At 54.9% G+C, this 16,448-nt stretch carries 13 protein-coding genes and 1 pseudogene; 7 read left to right on the top strand and 7 right to left on the bottom strand.

From position 1 onward, the window contains the following. The first annotated feature begins 49 nt into the window (after positions 1-49). The 4 genes from FXN63_RS00070 (at position 50) to FXN63_RS00055 (ending at position 2,665) form a co-directional block, all read left to right on the top strand. Positions 50-1,024, top strand: coding sequence for a Bug family tripartite tricarboxylate transporter substrate binding protein (locus FXN63_RS00070; RefSeq protein ID WP_148811674.1), 975 nt, complete (start codon positions 50-52; stop codon positions 1,022-1,024). Between the two features lie 159 nt (positions 1,025-1,183). Then, positions 1,184-1,690, top strand: coding sequence for a hypothetical protein (locus FXN63_RS00065; RefSeq protein WP_246164981.1), 507 nt, complete (start codon positions 1,184-1,186; stop codon positions 1,688-1,690). 131 nt (positions 1,691-1,821) lie between these two features. Further along, positions 1,822-2,127: a hypothetical protein gene (locus FXN63_RS00060; protein WP_148811672.1), complete on the top strand. Its 306-nt coding sequence runs from the start codon at positions 1,822-1,824 to the stop codon at positions 2,125-2,127. A gap of 28 nt (positions 2,128-2,155) precedes the next feature. Beyond that, positions 2,156-2,665 carry a hypothetical protein gene (locus tag FXN63_RS00055; protein ID WP_222863977.1) on the top strand — a complete coding sequence of 170 codons (510 nt, stop codon included), beginning with the start codon at positions 2,156-2,158 and terminating at the stop codon, positions 2,663-2,665. A 36-nt stretch (positions 2,666-2,701) separates the two neighbouring features. Here FXN63_RS00055 and FXN63_RS00050 read toward each other — a convergent pair whose 3' ends face one another. Next, positions 2,702-3,448, bottom strand: a complete 747-nt coding sequence (locus tag FXN63_RS00050; RefSeq protein ID WP_222863976.1) for an SMI1/KNR4 family protein — start codon at positions 3,446-3,448, stop codon at positions 2,702-2,704. A 35-nt stretch (positions 3,449-3,483) separates the two neighbouring features. Next, positions 3,484-3,846, bottom strand: a complete 363-nt coding sequence (locus FXN63_RS00045) for a bleomycin resistance protein (protein WP_148811670.1) — start codon at positions 3,844-3,846, stop codon at positions 3,484-3,486. A 13-nt stretch (positions 3,847-3,859) separates the two neighbouring features. Between FXN63_RS00045 and FXN63_RS00040 the strand changes: the two are divergent. The 3 genes and pseudogenes from FXN63_RS00040 to FXN63_RS00030 all read left to right on the top strand — a co-directional run. After that, a pseudogene (locus FXN63_RS00040) lies at positions 3,860-4,641 on the top strand (IS5 family transposase); the annotation flags it as partial. A 99-nt stretch (positions 4,642-4,740) separates the two neighbouring features. After that, positions 4,741-6,075 (top strand): YecA family protein, encoded by a 1,335-nt coding sequence (locus tag FXN63_RS00035; protein WP_148811668.1) that lies wholly within the window; start codon positions 4,741-4,743, stop codon positions 6,073-6,075. A 231-nt stretch (positions 6,076-6,306) separates the two neighbouring features. Beyond that, on the top strand, positions 6,307-7,620 hold the full coding sequence (locus FXN63_RS00030; RefSeq protein ID WP_148811666.1) for a DNA cytosine methyltransferase: 1,314 nt from the start codon (positions 6,307-6,309) through the stop codon (positions 7,618-7,620). Here the strand turns inward: FXN63_RS00030 and FXN63_RS00025 are convergent. From FXN63_RS00025 to dnaA, 5 genes are all read right to left on the bottom strand, one after another. Further along, positions 7,547-8,467, bottom strand: a complete 921-nt coding sequence (locus tag FXN63_RS00025) for an amidohydrolase family protein (protein ID WP_148811664.1) — start codon at positions 8,465-8,467, stop codon at positions 7,547-7,549. The two genes, FXN63_RS00030 and FXN63_RS00025, sit on opposite strands and share 74 nt — an antisense overlap. Continuing rightward, positions 8,464-10,818: an ATP-binding protein gene (locus tag FXN63_RS00020; protein WP_148811662.1), complete on the bottom strand. Its 2,355-nt coding sequence runs from the start codon at positions 10,816-10,818 to the stop codon at positions 8,464-8,466. The genes FXN63_RS00025 and FXN63_RS00020 overlap by 4 nt, the downstream gene beginning before the upstream one ends. Before the next feature lie 234 nt (positions 10,819-11,052). Then, positions 11,053-13,602 carry a DNA topoisomerase (ATP-hydrolyzing) subunit B gene (gyrB, locus tag FXN63_RS00015; RefSeq protein WP_148811660.1) on the bottom strand — a complete coding sequence of 850 codons (2,550 nt, stop codon included), beginning with the start codon at positions 13,600-13,602 and terminating at the stop codon, positions 11,053-11,055. 145 nt (positions 13,603-13,747) lie between these two features. Continuing rightward, positions 13,748-14,854: a DNA polymerase III subunit beta gene (gene dnaN, locus FXN63_RS00010; protein ID WP_148811658.1), complete on the bottom strand. Its 1,107-nt coding sequence runs from the start codon at positions 14,852-14,854 to the stop codon at positions 13,748-13,750. A 76-nt stretch (positions 14,855-14,930) separates the two neighbouring features. Continuing rightward, positions 14,931-16,448, bottom strand: a complete 1,518-nt coding sequence (gene dnaA, locus FXN63_RS00005) for a chromosomal replication initiator protein DnaA (RefSeq protein WP_148811656.1) — start codon at positions 16,446-16,448, stop codon at positions 14,931-14,933.

Below are 16,448 nucleotides of genomic sequence, written 5' to 3'. Positions count from 1 at the left end.
GTGACGATGCAGCCACGCTGCCAAAACAATAAAGCCCTAGGAGATCAACATGCACCGACGCCACTTCCTGGCGAGCATGGCCGCGCTTGCCGCCACTGGCGCAGCGCCCATCGTGCGCGCCCAAGCCTACCCCACTCAGTCGATTCGCTGGGTAGTACCTTACCCGGCAGGCGGCGGCACCGACGTACTGGCCCGCACCCTGGCTGAAACCCTGCGTGTGCCCCTGGGCCAGCCCATCGTCGTCGACAACCGCCCCGGTGCCGCCACCAACATCGGTGCCGACGCCGTGGCCCGCAGCGCCCCCGACGGCTACACGCTCATGTCTGCCGACAACGCAGCATTGGCCTTCAACGAATACCTGTTCGCCAAGCTGCCCTACGACCCGCAGAAAGACTTCACCTACATCGGCGGTATTGCCCGCTTCCCGCTTGCGCTGGTCGTGTCCCCCAACTTCCCGGCCAAGGACGTGAAAGAGTTCCTGGCCTACGCCGCGGCGCATCCCGACGAAGTGAACTACGCATCGCCCGGCAACGGCTCACCGCACCACCTGGCGATGGAGCTGTTCAAGAACCGCACCGGTGCCAAGGTCACCCACGTGCCCTATCGGGGCGCTGCGCCCGCCATGACCGACGTGATGGCCGGACAAGTGCACTGCATGTTCCTGGACCTGGCAGCCGGCCTGTCGTTGATGCAGACCGGCAAGGTGAAGGTGCTGGCCATCGGTTCCACCACACGCAGCAAGATGCTGCCGGACGTGCCGACGCTTGCTGAAGCAGGCGTGCCGGATGTCGAGGTGTTTGCGTTCCAGGGCTTGCTGGGTCCGGCCAAGATGCCGGCAGATGTGGTGAAGCGATTGAACGAAGAATTGAATCGTTCGTTTGATGCACCGGCGGTAGTGAAGCGCTTCGCAGACTTCGGCATGGAACCGTTGCGTGGATCGCCTGATGATTTCCGCAAGTTCGCGCGGGCCGAGGCTGAGCGCTGGGGGCCGATCATCAAGGCGACGGGTGTGAAGCTGGATTAAGTGAAGGCGCGTTCCGCTGACAGCGTTTACACGTGTTGCTTCGACATCAATGTCGACAAGCTCAGACTTCGGCGAGGAATAGGCCGCTGTCTCAGCTGGCTGGGCTGGCGATAAACATTGCCAGCCCAGCCAACGAATTCAGCACAAGGCCCTTTTAGAATGCACTATCGCCATCACGCGTTGATCGACATGACCCTTGCGCCAGAGCCTTACCTACCACGCCGCGTTGTCCACCTGGACACTTGGCACACCGCAGGCCATGCGATCAAGACCTACGGCATCCATCGCGACCCCAATTGGGCCACCCCGATTTTGTCCGATGCCATCATGGCCTCTGTGCGCACCACCGTACAAAACGTGCTGACCGAAAATGCCTGCGACGAACGCAGTCATGGCCTGGGATTCTGCATCGTGCACATCGGCGAGGAAGCTGTGTGGCTATTGCTGGATTGGTGGATCTCGGGCGGAATCCTGTGCCAACGCATGTTGTCTGCACCGTTGGCGCAACCGACACAGTTCACGCCTGTGAGCACGCCAGCACTGGCCTGCGTGTGGGAACTGGCGGTCATCGCCCATGAACGCGATGCGTGGGTACGCCACATGTTGAGTGCACGTCCTGATTGGTCTGCGTATCTCAATGATGTATTGCCTGCAGGTGCCTATTGAAGGTCACTGCTGATCAGGCAGGATGTCTCCGCCAGGGCGGCAATTACGGTGCTTACGAGTGACAGCCTTTGTCACCGTAATGACGAAGGCGGCGATGCTATAACGAATCGCCGTCGTCACGAGCCCATCCTATGAAGCGCAGTGCCCGCATCACCATTCTTTCAGCCATCGCCACGTCGATGCTTGCCGCCGGCCTGAGCGCAAATGCTGTACCTGCCAAGCGCTTCCCGCCCGAGGTAGAAAAATTCCTGAACCGCGCGGAAGAGTGCGAACACTGGGCCGGTGAAGAACCCTACGACAAAGACCGCCGCAAGGAAATCGAAGCGGCCTTGGACGAGTTGCGTTGCGACAGCATCGAGGCTGAAAAGCAGACGCTGCAACAGCGGTATCGAAAGAATCCTGCAGTATTGAAAGCGCTGGACGACGTAGATCCCTGACGGTTTGACCCTCGCAGGAGCACAGCCTATGCACACCTTCGACACCACCCCGCCCCGCGTGCGCCGCATACGCGTCACGCTTGCCGCGTCCGTACTGCTGCTGGCATCCGCCACCGCCTACGCCGCCGACCTGATCTGGTCCAAGGACGCAGCAGGCAAATGCAGCTTCGTCGCGCCCGCATCGCTGACCGACGCCCCCAAACAGTGGATCGGCTCATGCCAAGGCGGCAAGGCAAACGGCATAGGCATGCTCCGCGCGCGCATGGGTGACCAGGCCGGCCCCGCGTTCTACGGCGAGATGCGTGAAGGAGTCCCGGTCAAGGGCGTCGTAGACCTGGACGGCGGCTATCGCGTGGGCCTGTTCTCCGGCCGCGAGATCGGAGAGGGTGATCTGCAATGGCAGGACAGACTCGACAGCTTTAACCTGGCGGTGCGCGCCGCCACGATGGTGAGCCAGCATTACGCCGGGCAAAAGAACACCGCGTCAGCCAATTACTACCGCGATGTCGCCAAGCAGCTGGAAGCGCAAGTGGAATGAGCGTGGATGTACGCACGCCAGCGCACGCGTTTTCGATCAGTCCATCCGGTTGGTGATGAACATCCCCAAGTCTTCTAGCGCATCCAACACAGGCGTCAGGGTTGCCTCCAACATCTTGTCGTAATCGATGCGTGCTACCGCGCGGGAATCGCCAGGGGCTTGCGTAAGCTGCACCCGACCATGCAAAGCGGGCAGATACAGCAGCGCCCCCCAACTGGCATCCACGCGGTGTGCGGCTTCCAGCTGCTGTGTGACCGCTGCGGCAACCTGATCGACGCTCAGACTTTGTGCGGTGAACAGTTCCACCACAGCCCGATCGATACCCGAATCGAAGGTGATGAAGTCCGAATGCAGGTCCGGGCCATCACCCCAGTCGAGCGGGTCTTCGAAGCCACGCGGCATCCAGTACACGCGATCGTCGTGACGCGGCAGGACGAACAATTGTTGGCGTTCGCAGCTGTACAAAATCTTGTCGCCATCGATGGAGTCGCCAAAGGGGACAGCCCGCGCAGCCTCATCGCGGGTGATGCTGGTGTCTTCGCCCCAGAACTCATCGAAGTATTCGAGGATGAAGTCCTGTTCGTCTTGCGTCTGTGCCGGGATATCGGCGGGCATGTGCACGATCACCCGATTGTCGTAAGTGCCATAGCCCAGGCGCTTCACGTGGTCTGCATAACCTGGAGGCAGGGGATGGCCAAGCCACGCGCTTAGCGCCTGTACATCTGCGTCGGTGGCAACGCGCAGTTTCGGGGTGATCAGATATGGCATCGACGTCTTGGACATTGAGCAGGGCATCACCGTATGCGACAAGCGTGACCTTACAACGCGGCGGAATCCTGTCCAAACTTGATCAGATTGCCATCCGGATCGATCAAATGGAACTCGTCCATACCCCAGGGCGCATGAACGATTGGTGAGAGATTGGGGAAGCGCAGGCTGAGGTCGCGATGCACGGCCTGGATGTCGTGCACGTGGATGTAGCACGAGGTGTTTTCGGCGATGTGTTTGTCTGAGCATGCCCAGAAATGCAACTCGACATCAGCACGTACGGCGATGCCGTAAGCATGGTCTTTGAAATGGGTCGTTTTAAAGCCCAACACCTGATTGTAGTACGCAAGCGTGCGCGCCATGTCGAGCGATGTGAGTACAGAGATGGCCTGCCCGAAGCGGGTGTTTTGCATGAAGAATTCTCCGGTGTTGAATCACTCGGTCTTCAGCAAGAACCGCGACCAACTCATCGAGCACGATACGGTCAGTGAGCTGTTCAACGCGACGGTGGAGATGGCCGACAAACGCAGGCTGCTGTTGGGCGAACACTTCAGTGTGGACGGGACGCTGATCCAGGCCTGGGCCAGCCATAAGAGCATGCGGCGCGAGGACGGATCGGACGACGGGCATCCGCCTGAGAACAGGCGCGGCGAGCCGCGCAGCAACGATACTCACGAGTCCACGAGCGACTCGCAGTCGGGGCTGTATCGCAAGAGAAATGCAGCGCCTGCGCTGCCGAGTTACTTGGGCCATGTGATGACGGACAACCGTCACGGGCTGGTCGTCAACGTGCAAGCCAGCACCTCTGATGGCACGGCCGAACGCGAGGCGGCGTCGCGGATGCCTGCCGATGTCGCCGACCAGGGCAAACGCGTGACAGTGGGTGCCGACAACGCCTACGACACAAAGGACTTCGTCAAGGCGTGCCGACAGATCAAGGTCACCCCGCACGTGGCGCAGAACACAGCGCGCAACGGCGGCAGCGCCATCGACGGACGCACCACGCGGCATCCTGGCTACGAGGTCAGCCAGCGCAAGCGAGAGCGTATCGAGCAGTGCTTCGGCTGGGGCAAGGTGATCGGCCCGATGCGCCAGGGGATGGGCAAGAACTCGCCAAGGTCGACCAGTTTGTGACGCTGACGATGGCGGCTTACCACCTAACCCGGCTGCGCACCTTGTCGCAAACACGCCCGACGTGCGTCCAATGAGGGAGCAGCGGGCGAATAAAGCGTCATCGGGCTGCGCTTGAGGCTGAAAAAGGGTCTGTTGGCCATCTGTTCGAAACCAACGGGCCGTAAAACCTCAACGTGCCTAACCGCCGTGGAGATGCTTACATTCCATGGAGGTATTTCAACGGCGTGCTAGCGTTCGCGGCCGTAGAAAACCTTGTCGCCCTCAATATTATTTACATAAATTGGATCCCAAAGATGGGGAGGCAAAAATTAAGTGCAACAGATAAAGTGGCTGCCACAGCCTCAGCTATAATTTCCACCACACCATTAACCTGCAATGAATTTATAAAGTCGGAGATCATGACCGCACGAACAACTAAGATAGGTAGAAACCAGTTATGTCCCTGTGGGTCAAAAAAGAAGTACAAGCGATGCCACGGAGGTATTAATGCCACTCCAACACTAAAGCCGGGACAGATAGATGCTCAAATAAAAAAATCAGCTAAAAAACCAAAATTCTTGGCTCCGGAAGGCCTGCTGCACCAATGCAGTGGTAATCCTATAGCCTCTCACACTGTATCTAGAAGTGGAAGTCTCGGAGAGATAGCAAAAAATGGCCACGTCTATTCAAACGCATTTAGCATTAAGCGCCTGGACGAAATGGGCGGACGATTAGTTCCAAAATTGACAGGGTGGAAAGATGCGTCAACGTTTCCAGGCTTTTGCTCTCTTCACGATAAACAGTTGTTCGCTGCCCTGGAAGACGAAGCTTTCTCGGGTAGTCAACAGCAGTGTTTCCTGCTGAGCTATCGGTCAATAGTGTGGGAGCTTTATGCAAAACAACGCTCTGACCAAAATTCGCAATTACGAGCTGCGCTTACAAAATCTCAAAATAAACAACTACGAGAATTTATAGGTCAATTTAATTACATTAATGAGCTTGGTTTTCGTGATATAAGGTCACACAAGAAAAGTTATGACGAAACACTAACCAACGAACGTTGGAACGATTGCCACGGCTTACTCGTGGAGTTCGATCAAATATTCCCTATTCAGTGCTCGGCGGCCTGGTCTCCTATTGAAGATATAAATGGAATTACTTTGCAAGAAATGGACGATACACCCCGTCTTCCGCAAAGCACTGCTCTCGTTTCATTTGCAGCAGACGGCAAAAGCTATTTCTTACTAGCGTGGCTTGAGTACAGTGCACAAGTGTCGGCAAAGCTAGCTAACTCGATTAGCAACCTGCCGCAAAGCGATGTGCCAAGTGTGATAGCAGCACTTTTGTTGCTAACGTCTGAAAACTGTCATTTTTCTCCCGAGTGGTACGACGCCTTAACAGACATAGGTAAAGATTGGGTTCACAACCTCGCGCATCCAGCTGGATTTAAGCCAACAGCTACTGCAGCAGCAGCGCACGGATCTCATCACATTGGAAAGGTCGGCGTCACCCGCATGCTGAATTTCTAAGATTGGCAAGTTTAATCAAACATCTTCTGGCTTAAATTGGATCAACGTCAACGCAGTTGGAACACCCTATTGGCAAACTAGCCAAAATATAAGTCTGTGGCATTTTACCCTTTTGAATAGAGCAGTCTTTGATCAATCTCTGTTTAGAGTGGCGCGCAGTCAATTTTTCCGATAACCTTGCATGTTAGTCGCACTGCTAAAATTTTCCTGTGCGACGTAGGCTGGTGAAAGATGTTCAAGATAAAAAAGAAATTTACATTTATTGATATCTTCGCAGGCTGCGGGGGGCTTAGTTATGGACTAATGGCGGCCGGATGGAAAGGCTTATTCGCCGTTGAAAAAGATGAAAATGCATTTGCCAGCCTCTATGCAAATTTAATAAGTCCGGGCAGCAAAAGACAGTTTTCATGGCCAAAATGGTTGCCCAAAAGCACCCACGGGATCGATGACGTGCTTGCCAGTCACCGTGATTCGCTAATTGCTCTTAGAGGCAAAGTTGACTTGCTCGCAGGAGGCCCACCATGCCAAGGCTTTTCCGCCGCTGGACGACGCATTGCAAATGACCCAAGAAATCATTTAACTACATCATACTTAGAGTTTGTGTCGCTCGTTAGACCTAAGGTCGTTCTTATTGAGAACGTGAAAGGTATCGCGATAGATTTTGACGAAATTAGCCAAGAAAGCGGAAAAATCAATTACGCGAAACAGATCATTCAAAGCCTATCTCCGGATTATGAAGTTTGCTCTCAGATTCTTGATACATCGTTATTTGGCGTGCCGCAAAAAAGAAAAAGATTTTTCATTATTGCAGTTCGCCGGGATATCGAAGCAGGCTATGGTGAAAATCCATTTCAATTTCTTGAGCAAATGCGAGATTCATTTCTTGCAGCGAAAGGGCTATCAGTCCCAGTATCTTCGATGACTGCAATTTCTGACCTCGAGATTACGCGAAACGGCGTTCGACCGAGTAGCGATTCTGAAAATTTCGAGGAAATTGCTTATGAAGGACCACTTACGTCATACCAACGACTGATGAATACTGGCATTGCGAATGCAATAACTGACACCCGACTCGCACGACACAAGCCTGAGATCCAAGCCAGGTTTAAGAAACTTATAGAAGTTTGTCATGCAGACGGTAGACTAAATACTTCAATCTCTCCCGAACTACGCGCAAGCTTTGGGCTTAAGAAATGCGCTATAAGAGTTTTAGATCCAGAAAGTCCGTCACCTACCATCACAAGCATGCCAGACGATCTTATCCATTATGGAGAACCTCGAACATTAACAGTGAGAGAAAATGCACGTCTTCAAAGTTTTCCAGATAATTTTGTATTTAAAGGAAAATATACTACTGGCGGTGAGCGTAGACGGCGAGAAGTACCTCGATTTACACAGGTTGCGAATGCTGTGCCTCCCCTTGTTGCCGAGGCAATTGGAAATGCTCTTATAGCCTACTTAAGAACGGCCATTACTCCCGGCGGGTCTTTAGAAGTTGAGAAAGCTTCTCGAACTCTTCGTGATGTTGCAGTAGATCTAGTCTAAGTCTCTTCATGTGCGCGCTGGTGTGTTCTTCACCTTTTCGGTTTACCAGCTTTCTGATAAATCCGTTTACCTCAACGCGGACATGAGCGAGCATATTTCTCTTTGGGATTGCGCCTTCTATATAAGCTAACAATTTTTTGTCCCAATCTCCGGTCTGCGCTTTTGATCTAAGCACTTTCCTTAATAGCTGTAGACGATCAATACTCGTATATATGGCATGCTGTTCAAAAAGCTCCGACGGATGTTTCGCCGCTAATATCGCGGTTACTGCCGCTTCAAATTTTCCACGGATTTTTTCTACATCTTTTTTTATCTGATCGAGAGTTTCCTGTTGTTTCTCTTCCGCACATCCGTCAAATGCATCCGCTAGCGCGTCCATTACGTAATGATCTATATCACTCGTAGTACCCATTACTATGCCGCGTGAGTGATCAATATCGACGACCTTTTTTACCAATGATTCAAAAACACCGAAAGCTGTGTCTGGGAGCTCATTTCGCGTGGAACAAAAAACTCCTTGCACACCATGTTTGAGCACCATGGCATTAAGGTCTCCGGCCTGCGATGAGTAGAAAACGACATCTCGGTAGGGGATTAGCGCCCGAACTTCTATCAACCCTTCATCCCCTTTTTTCCCAGGGCCCAAGTCGTAATCCATTAAAATCAGGTCGACATGGTCGCTATAGACGTCATCCGCCAAGCACTCAATTGCCGCTTCAACTGTCTCCATAAACTTGACTTGAAGCCGGAAGCCTTGCGCACGTACATCTCGCTCTAGCTTCTCTCGCTGAGATTGCACTAAGTCTTGTTGATTTTCGACCCATAGCAAGTTGAAGTCCAGTCTCATCGGGAAATCCTTATTAGGAACTTTGTACCCTTTCCGTCCAGCCCTTTAGTCGCTTGTATAGTTCCGTTCATTTCTCCCAGAACCATGCGCACATGGTAAAGCCCTAAACCGGAACCATCAGTTGTAGTAAAACCTTTCTCAAAAACTCTCTCCAAGTCGTCAATTAGACTATCAAAACCTCTCCCATTATCCGTAACGGATATATGCACCGAATCCCGCGTCGGATGCAAAATTTCAAAGGTTATACTGTTTGCTCTAGCCTTCTTCGCATTGGCAATCAGGTTATCCACAACCACCGAAATATCGATAGGTTTGAATTTCCTCTCTATACCTTTGCCATCTGTTTTTACATTAACTCTTAACGGACCAAATAAAAAATCCTTTGCTACACCATTAATATACTGCTCAATATACTCACCTAAATCAGCCTTAATGTGTTCCGATTCAAGTCGGAAATTTGCCTTTGTCGCAAACTTTGATACCCCCATAACTTTCTTGTTGAGCAAAGATATTCTCTCAAGCGCGCTTAGGAGATCAGACCGCTGAACAGAATCTTGCCCTGATATACGGACTAAGAAATTCTCGATCTGCTGATTAATATCCACCGCATACATTGTCACTTGGTGGTGAAGATTGAGAATCGTCTGCGTGTCCAAGGATGCTATCGAAGTTAAGAAGAGGTTTCTCTTTTTCTCTTCTTCCAACTGTACGCTAGTGCGAGTTGCCTGAACTTCGGCAGCTTGTGCCCGCTGCTCTGCCTTTTCCTTCGCCCGCCGCTCTTCATCCGCCTGAACACGCGCTAATTCTTCCGCCCTACGCAGCTCTGCAAAACGGTTCTCAGCTTCCTCGATGTTGTCAAACAAGAGTTTATCGCGAGTCTTTTCTGCGATTGCGCGGAGGCTGCCCAAGGAAGCTTCAAATTGCGAAGACCTTTCATCAAGAATACCAACGAGTCTACGACTATAGTCAAGAAGCTCTACTTCTCGATGGTCTACAAGCTTGGCTACTGCAGCAGTAACCCGGGCCCGGCCGGGATCGGTAAGCAGACGTGAAACGTCACTTGTATTCTTGTCTTCCTTATCGACAAATGTCACAGGGACCACGTACCGCTCCAATCGTTTAACGCAATGCTCTCTTACACACGTGCGTAACTGGAGTGCAGCTCGGGTTGCTATAAGCCCAGAATCCCGGCTCGAAGCTTCTTGAAAGTTCTCGTCGGTCCCGGAAACATCCACTCGACCAATTAAGTCGCGAGTCCCAAGAAATCTCGAGAAACCTTGTTGCTTTCTACGGTCGAGTCCAAACCAGTCGTCGCCCTCCTCACCCACTGGAACGACTCGAAATCCATTTCTAAACAGAAATATAGAACCGAATTGAACGGATGGGACCCCCATCCGCTTGGCAAAAGTCAATTTGGCAGACTGATTAAGGAAGAAAACTTTTGCTGAAAACCCAGCTTTAATTAACAAGGGATAGGGATTTGGTTCTCGGACCCTGTAGATCAATGTACCACGATCAGTTAAAGAACTTTCAATTCGTCCATCTTCAGCAATGTGAGCCTCGATGAAAGTCGTCTTCTCCTGTAATGTAGAAAAAATGAAATTCCCAACCTGGCCATTTACTAACGAATTTGGAGATACTTCCTGACGCTTACTATTAAACTGAGCCGCTTCTAACTTATCAACGTTTTCTTCTGCGGGAGCATGCACAACTATCTTAAATCCATCGGATTCGGCACCGAAGGGGTTAATCAGTTTAGAAAGTGCAGATTTTAGCCCGAGAATATCATCTCTATTCCATTTTCGACGCAATTTTTCTATAGTAATCGCTGTTCCATGCGAAATAAGTGGAAGATTTTCGGGGATGCCGAAACCCGACACCTTCTCCACATACTCTACCGGAATAGTTTCGAATCGATCAAAGTGGTTCTTGTCAAAACGGCTCCAATCAACTCGAAGTGCATGCACCGGGCCATTCACAGCGGACTTTTGGCGAGATTGCAAAATAACAATTTCGCCTAGTCGATCAGAGGAAAATCGACCAATTCCTTTACTACCTGCGTATCTGCGCCTATCAGCGATTTCATCGCGAAAATCTGTTGCACGTTGACGCTTGGAAGAATAGGCGACAAACAGCCACTTTTTTTCTATATCCTCCTGCGACATACCGATACCGTTGTCGGCAACAACAATTGATATTTCATCAAAGTGTATGTCTACTCGACTCGCTCCTGCATCGAACGAATTCTTGACCAACTCAAAGATTGCAACCTCGTCGTTGGTTATGAGTTCACTACCGAGAACGCTTTTTAAGCCGCTGCTGACATCGAAATGGAGAGTAGTAGGAACCAATGAAGCGTGGGCGCTTGAGATGTCAGCCTCCGTCGTTCTGTTATTTATAGGATTAATGGTAGTTCAACGTGAAACGTTTCCGCTTTTTAAATTTCACATTGGCAATATAATTCTACCAACGCATCCGCGCATAACGATCAAAATAAATAATTTTATAACTTCATGCTCAATAAATATGCCAATTAGACTTCTCTAATTGGCATATATTTTATTTTTCCGAAAGCTCAGAAATACTCAAACGTCAATATTCCCCGCCATCAACGCATGCGTCTCAATGAACGCGCGACGCGGTTCAACGTGGTCACCCATCAGCGTCGTGAAGATGCCATCGGCCGAGATCGCATCCTCGATCTGCACCTTCAACAAACGGCGCACCGTCGGGTCCATCGTGGTTTCCCACAGCTGCCCAGGATTCATCTCGCCCAGACCCTTATAACGCTGCTTCGACACGCCACGTTCAGCTTCCGACAACAGCCACTGCAGCGCAGTGCGGAATTCCGTCACGGCCAGTTCCTTGCGCTTCTCACCTTCACCACGCATCACCTTCGCACCCTCACCAATCAAGGTCGTGAAGGTGTGCGCCGCTTCATGCAGCACGCGGTAGTCGGAACCACCGACGAAGTCATTGTTCAGCACCGTGACGCGCACGTTGCCGTGGTGCATGCGGTGGATGACCACGCGGTGACGCACAGGCGCGGCTTCTTCGCCTTCGGCCGGCTCTTCGACTTCATCGGACTCGGCAAACACCTTCACCACGCCGGGCATGGACGGATCTTCCAGGGCCACTTGCAGGGCGGCGGCGGACTTCGCAGCAGCCTCAGCAGAGCTGATGTCGATCTCGACACCAGTCACGATGGCCGACAGCGTGCGCTCGTCGTTGTGGCGTGCCAGGCGGGCGATCACGGCGTCGGCCAGGTTGTACTTGCGGGCCAGCTCGGCCAGCGTGTCGCCCATGATCGGGTCGCCGCCTTCACGCGGAATCAACTGGGCGTCTTTCAGCGCCAGTTGCAGCATGAATTGCGCTTCTTCGGCATCGTCCTTCAGGTAGCGCTCTTCGCGGCCAACCTTGACCTTGTAGAGCGGCGGCTGGGCGATGTAGATGTGGCCGCGTTCGACCAGTTCCGACATCTGACGGTAGAACAGCGTCAGCAGCAGGGTGCGGATGTGCGCGCCGTCGACGTCAGCATCGGTCATGATGATGATGCGGTGGTAGCGCAGCTTGTCGATGTTGAAGTCTTCCGGCCCGATGCTGGTGCCCAGTGCGGTGATCAGGGTGGTGATCTGTTCGCTGCTGATCAGCTTGTCGAAGCGCGCTTTTTCCACATTCAGCACCTTGCCGCGCAGCGGCAAGATGGCCTGGAATTTACGGTCGCGACCTTGCTTGGCGGAACCGCCTGCGGAGTCACCCTCGACGATGTAGATTTCAGACAGCGCGGGGTTCTTTTCCTGGCAGTCGGCCAGCTTGCCGGGCAGGCCTGCGCCTTCCAGCACGCCCTTGCGGCGGGTCATTTCGCGCGCCTTGCGGGCGGCTTCGCGGGCACGTGCAGCTTCAACGATCTTGCCGCACAGGGCCTTGGCGTCCAGCGGGTGTTCCTGCAACCAGGAATCCAGTGCCTTGGCCACGGCGTCTTCCACGGCGGGGCGCACTTCAGACGACACCAGCTTGTCTTTGGTCTGGCTGCTGAATTTCGGGTCGGGCACTTTCACGGACAGCACGCAGGTCAGGCCTTCGCGCATGTCGTCGCCGGTGGTTTCCACCTTGGCTTTCTTGGCGACTTCGCTTTCCGTGATGTATTTGTTGATGACGCGCGTCATCGCGGCGCGCAGGCCGGTGATGTGCGTGCCGCCATCGCGCTGCGGAATATTGTTGGTGAAGGCCAGGACGTTTTCACCGTAGGTGTCGTTCCATTGCATGGACACGTCCACGCCCACGGGCACGCCACCGGCCGACGATTCTGCCGACACGTGGAACACGTTCGGGTGCAGCACGGTCTTGGCGCGGTTGATGTATTCCACGAAGCCGCGCACGCCACCGGCGAACGCAAAGTCTTCTTCCTTGCCTTGGCGCTCGTCGACCAACTTGATCTTCACGCCGTCGTTCAGGAAGGACAGTTCTCGCAGGCGCTTGGACAGGATTTCGTAGTGGAATTCAACGTGCGTGAAGATTTCCGGGTCGGCCAGGAAGTGCACCTTGGTGCCGCGCTTCTCGGTCGTGCCGATGACCTTCAGCGGCTCCACACGCGCACCTTGGCGGAACTCCATGAAGTGGGTTTCGCCGTTGCGATCGATGGTCAGGCGCAGCCACACGGACAACGCGTTCACGCAGGACACGCCCACGCCGTGCAGGCCGCCAGACACCTTGTAGGAGTTCTGGTCGAACTTGCCGCCCGCGTGCAGTTCGGTCATGACGATCTCAGCCGCGCTGCGGTTGAATTCGTCGTCCTTGTGCACGTCGGTGGGAATGCCACGGCCGTTGTCGGTGACCGAGATCGAGTTGTCCAGGTGGATGGTCACGACGATTTCGTCGCAGTGGCCAGCCAGCGCTTCGTCAATGGCGTTGTCGACCACCTCGAAGACCATGTGGTGCAGACCCGAGCCGTCGGAGGTATCGCCGATGTACATGCCCGGGCGCTTGCGCACCGCTTCCAGGCCCTTCAACATCTTGATCGAGTCCGACCCGTAGGCGTCGGATGCGCCCGGGGTGTTGTTGTTGATCGCGGTGTTCTGGGTCAGGTAGCTGCTGTCGCTGCTGCCGGTGTCGGCCGAGTTGTTCTGATCAGTCATGAGTCTGCAAGCCTTCTGTGTCGCGACGCGCGCAGGAAACGCCGCGCGGCACGAGCTGAAACGATAAAAAGCAAAACGGACGGTGTCACGTTGCGTGCAACGCGCACCGTCCTTGTGCCACCCGCGACATCCGGGTGGCCGCCGATCAGATACGCATCGGCATGACGACGTACTTGAAGTCGGCGTTGTCGGGCACGGTGATCAGCGCCGACGAATTCGCGTCGCCCACCGACCATTGCACCGAGTCGGTCTTCAGGTTGCCCAGCACGTCCAACAGGTAGCTGACGTTGAAGCCGATATCCAGCGCATCGAAACCGAAGTCGATGTCGAGTTCTTCCTGCGCTTCTTCCTGCTCGGCGTTGCTGGCCGAGATGCGCAGCAGGTGGTCGCCCAGCTGCATGCGCACACCCTTGAACTTGTCGGTCGTCAGGATGGCGGCGCGTTGCAGGCTGCGCTGCAAGGTGTCGCGACCAATCGAGAAGTGCTTGGTGTAGCCGTTCGGGATCACGCGCTGGTAGTCGGGGAACTTGCCCTCGACCAGCTTCGAGATCAGTTCCACATCACCGAAGGTGAAGCGGATCTGGTTCGCGCCGACGTCGATCTGCACCGGGGCGTCGCTGTCGTCCAGCAGACGCACGATTTCCAGCACCGTCTTGCGCGGGATGATGACTTCCTGGCGCGGATTGTCGGAATCGACCGTGACCGAGGCGTACGCCAGACGGTGACCGTCGGTGGCGATACCGCGCACCTGGTTGCCGTCCAGCACCAGCAGCATGCCGTTCAGGTAATAGCGAATGTCTTGCTGCGCCATCGCGAAGTGCACCAGGTTGAACAGGTGCTTGAGCGACTTCTGCGACATGCTCAGCGACGCGTTCCACTCGGTTGGCTGGGCCACCGTGGGGAATTCTTCCGCCGCCAGCGTCTGCAGCGCAAAACGGCTCTTGCCGGACTGCACGGACAACTTCTTGTTGGCCAGCGACAAGGTCACGTCACCGGTGTCAGGCAGGGCCTTCAGGATGTCGAGCAGCTTGCGGGCGGCTACCGTCGTCGATTCAGACGCATCACCCACGCCGAAGTCGGCATGGGTGGTGATCTGAACCTCGATATCGGTCGATACGAACGACACGCGGTTGCCTGTCTTGCGGACCAGGATGTTCGCCAGGATGGGCAGCGTGTGGCGGCGCTCTACGATGCCCGAGACGGTGGCGAGCGGTTTCAGCAGCGCGTCCCGCGAGGCTTTGACCAATTGCATATCCAATCCTTCTCTGGGTTGGTGTTAATGGAAAACCGGAAACTTCCGTCGCAACATCGGCGACAAGGGCCAGCCGTCAGCCCTTGAGCGTCTGTTCCAGCACGTGCAGAGAGTGATTCAACTCTGCCTGCTTGGTACGCGCTTCCGAAATCTTTCGCACCGCATGCAGCACGGTGGTGTGGTCCCGACCGCCGAACAGCTCGCCGATTTCCGGCAGGCTTTTCTGCGTCAGTTCCTTCGCCAGGTACATCGCAATCTGGCGCGGCAATGCAATATTGGCCGGGCGGCGTTTCGAGTACATGTCCGCGACCTTGATCTTGTAGAAATCGGCCACGGTCTTCTGGATGTTCTCGACCGTGATCTGGCCGTTCGACACCGACAGCAAATCTTTCAGCGCGTCCTTGCACACGTCCACGGCGATGTCCTTGCCGTGGAACTTGGCATAGGCCAGCACCTTGCGCAGCGCGCCTTCCAGTTCACGCACGTTGCTGCGCAAATGTTTGGCGATGAAGAACGCGACTTCTTCGGGCAGGGGTACGCCCTCGCTCTCGGCCTTCTTGATCAGAATGGCCACGCGCATTTCCAGTTCGGGCGGCTCGATGGCCACCGTCAGGCCGGAGTCGAAGCGCGACAGCAGCCGATCTTCGATGCCCGACAATTCCTTCGGGTAGGTATCGCTGGTGATGATGATCTGCTTGCGCAGCGCCACCAGCGCCTCGAACGCGTAGAAGAACTCTTCCTGCGTGCGGTTCTTGCCCGAGAAGAACTGAATATCATCGATCAGCAGCAGATCGAGCGAGTGGTAGTAGCGCTTGAACTCGTCGAATGCCTTGCGCTGGTAGGCCTTCACCACGTCGGACACGAATTGTTCGGCGTGGATGTAGCGCACCCGCGCGCCTTCCTTCCTGGCGACCATGGCGTTGCCGATGGCGTGGATCAAGTGGGTCTTGCCCAAGCCCACACCGCCGTACAGGAAGAACGGGTTGTACGAGATGCCGGGGTTTTCAGCGACCTGCAGCGCGGCAGCACGCGCCAGCTGATTGGCTTTACCGGTCACGAAGTTGTCGAAGGTCAGTTCGGCATTCAGGCGCGAGCGCTCGTAGATGCCGGTGGCCTCGTTCAGATCGGACACGCGGGCAGGCGGCTGGCCAGCGGCCTGGCGCGGCGGTGCCAGCACTTCCTGCATGCCCGGATTGAAGGCCGGGGTATTGCGGCTTTGGCCGCTGCCTGCATAGTTGCCGTCGAACGGACCGGTTGCACGGGCAGGCGAGTGCTGCGGTGCGGCCTGACCAGCAGACGCGGACGGCGCGCGCGGCGGCGGGGCACCCACACCACCGGGGCTTTGCCGGACGGCAGCCAGTTCGAAACGTACCTGGACCGGCCGCTCGTAGAAATCGGCGGCGATCGACTCGATACGTCCAGAGAAATTGTTGCGGACCCAGTCGAGCTTGAAGCGGTTCGGCGCCGCGACGCGCAACACGGATTCGGCTTCGTCAAAGGCGAGCGGAACCAGCGGACGAATCCAGGCGCTGTACTGTTGCGGCGTCAACTCACTTTCGAGCGTCTGCGCGCAGGCTTGCCAAAAGTCTTCCAT

The organism is Pigmentiphaga aceris (assembly GCF_008119665.1).
GTDB lineage: Bacteria > Pseudomonadota > Gammaproteobacteria > Burkholderiales > Burkholderiaceae_B > Pigmentiphaga > Pigmentiphaga aceris.
Note: the sequence above shows the minus strand (reverse complement) of the source record. Positions and strands in the feature narration are given on the sequence as shown.

What these genes read in the sequence shown, in the direction of transcription:
- FXN63_RS00070 (WP_148811674.1), top strand. Translation starts at nt 50, where the DNA reads ATGCACCGACGCCACTTCCTGGCGAGCATGGCCGCGCTTGCCGCCACT.
- FXN63_RS00065 (WP_246164981.1), top strand. Translation starts at nt 1,184, where the DNA reads ATGCACTATCGCCATCACGCGTTGATCGACATGACCCTTGCGCCAGAG.
- FXN63_RS00060 (WP_148811672.1), top strand. Translation starts at nt 1,822, where the DNA reads ATGAAGCGCAGTGCCCGCATCACCATTCTTTCAGCCATCGCCACGTCG.
- FXN63_RS00055 (WP_222863977.1), top strand. Translation starts at nt 2,156, where the DNA reads ATGCACACCTTCGACACCACCCCGCCCCGCGTGCGCCGCATACGCGTC.
- FXN63_RS00050 (WP_222863976.1), bottom strand. Translation starts at nt 3,448, where the DNA reads ATGTCCAAGACGTCGATGCCATATCTGATCACCCCGAAACTGCGCGTT.
- FXN63_RS00045 (WP_148811670.1), bottom strand. Translation starts at nt 3,846, where the DNA reads ATGCAAAACACCCGCTTCGGGCAGGCCATCTCTGTACTCACATCGCTC.
- FXN63_RS00030 (WP_148811666.1), top strand. Translation starts at nt 6,307, where the DNA reads ATGTTCAAGATAAAAAAGAAATTTACATTTATTGATATCTTCGCAGGC.
- FXN63_RS00025 (WP_148811664.1), bottom strand. Translation starts at nt 8,467, where the DNA reads ATGAGACTGGACTTCAACTTGCTATGGGTCGAAAATCAACAAGACTTA.
- gyrB (WP_148811660.1), bottom strand. Translation starts at nt 13,602, where the DNA reads ATGACTGATCAGAACAACTCGGCCGACACCGGCAGCAGCGACAGCAGC.
- dnaN (WP_148811658.1), bottom strand. Translation starts at nt 14,854, where the DNA reads ATGCAATTGGTCAAAGCCTCGCGGGACGCGCTGCTGAAACCGCTCGCC.
- dnaA (WP_148811656.1), bottom strand. Translation starts at nt 16,448, where the DNA reads ATGGAAGACTTTTGGCAAGCCTGCGCGCAGACGCTCGAAAGTGAGTTG.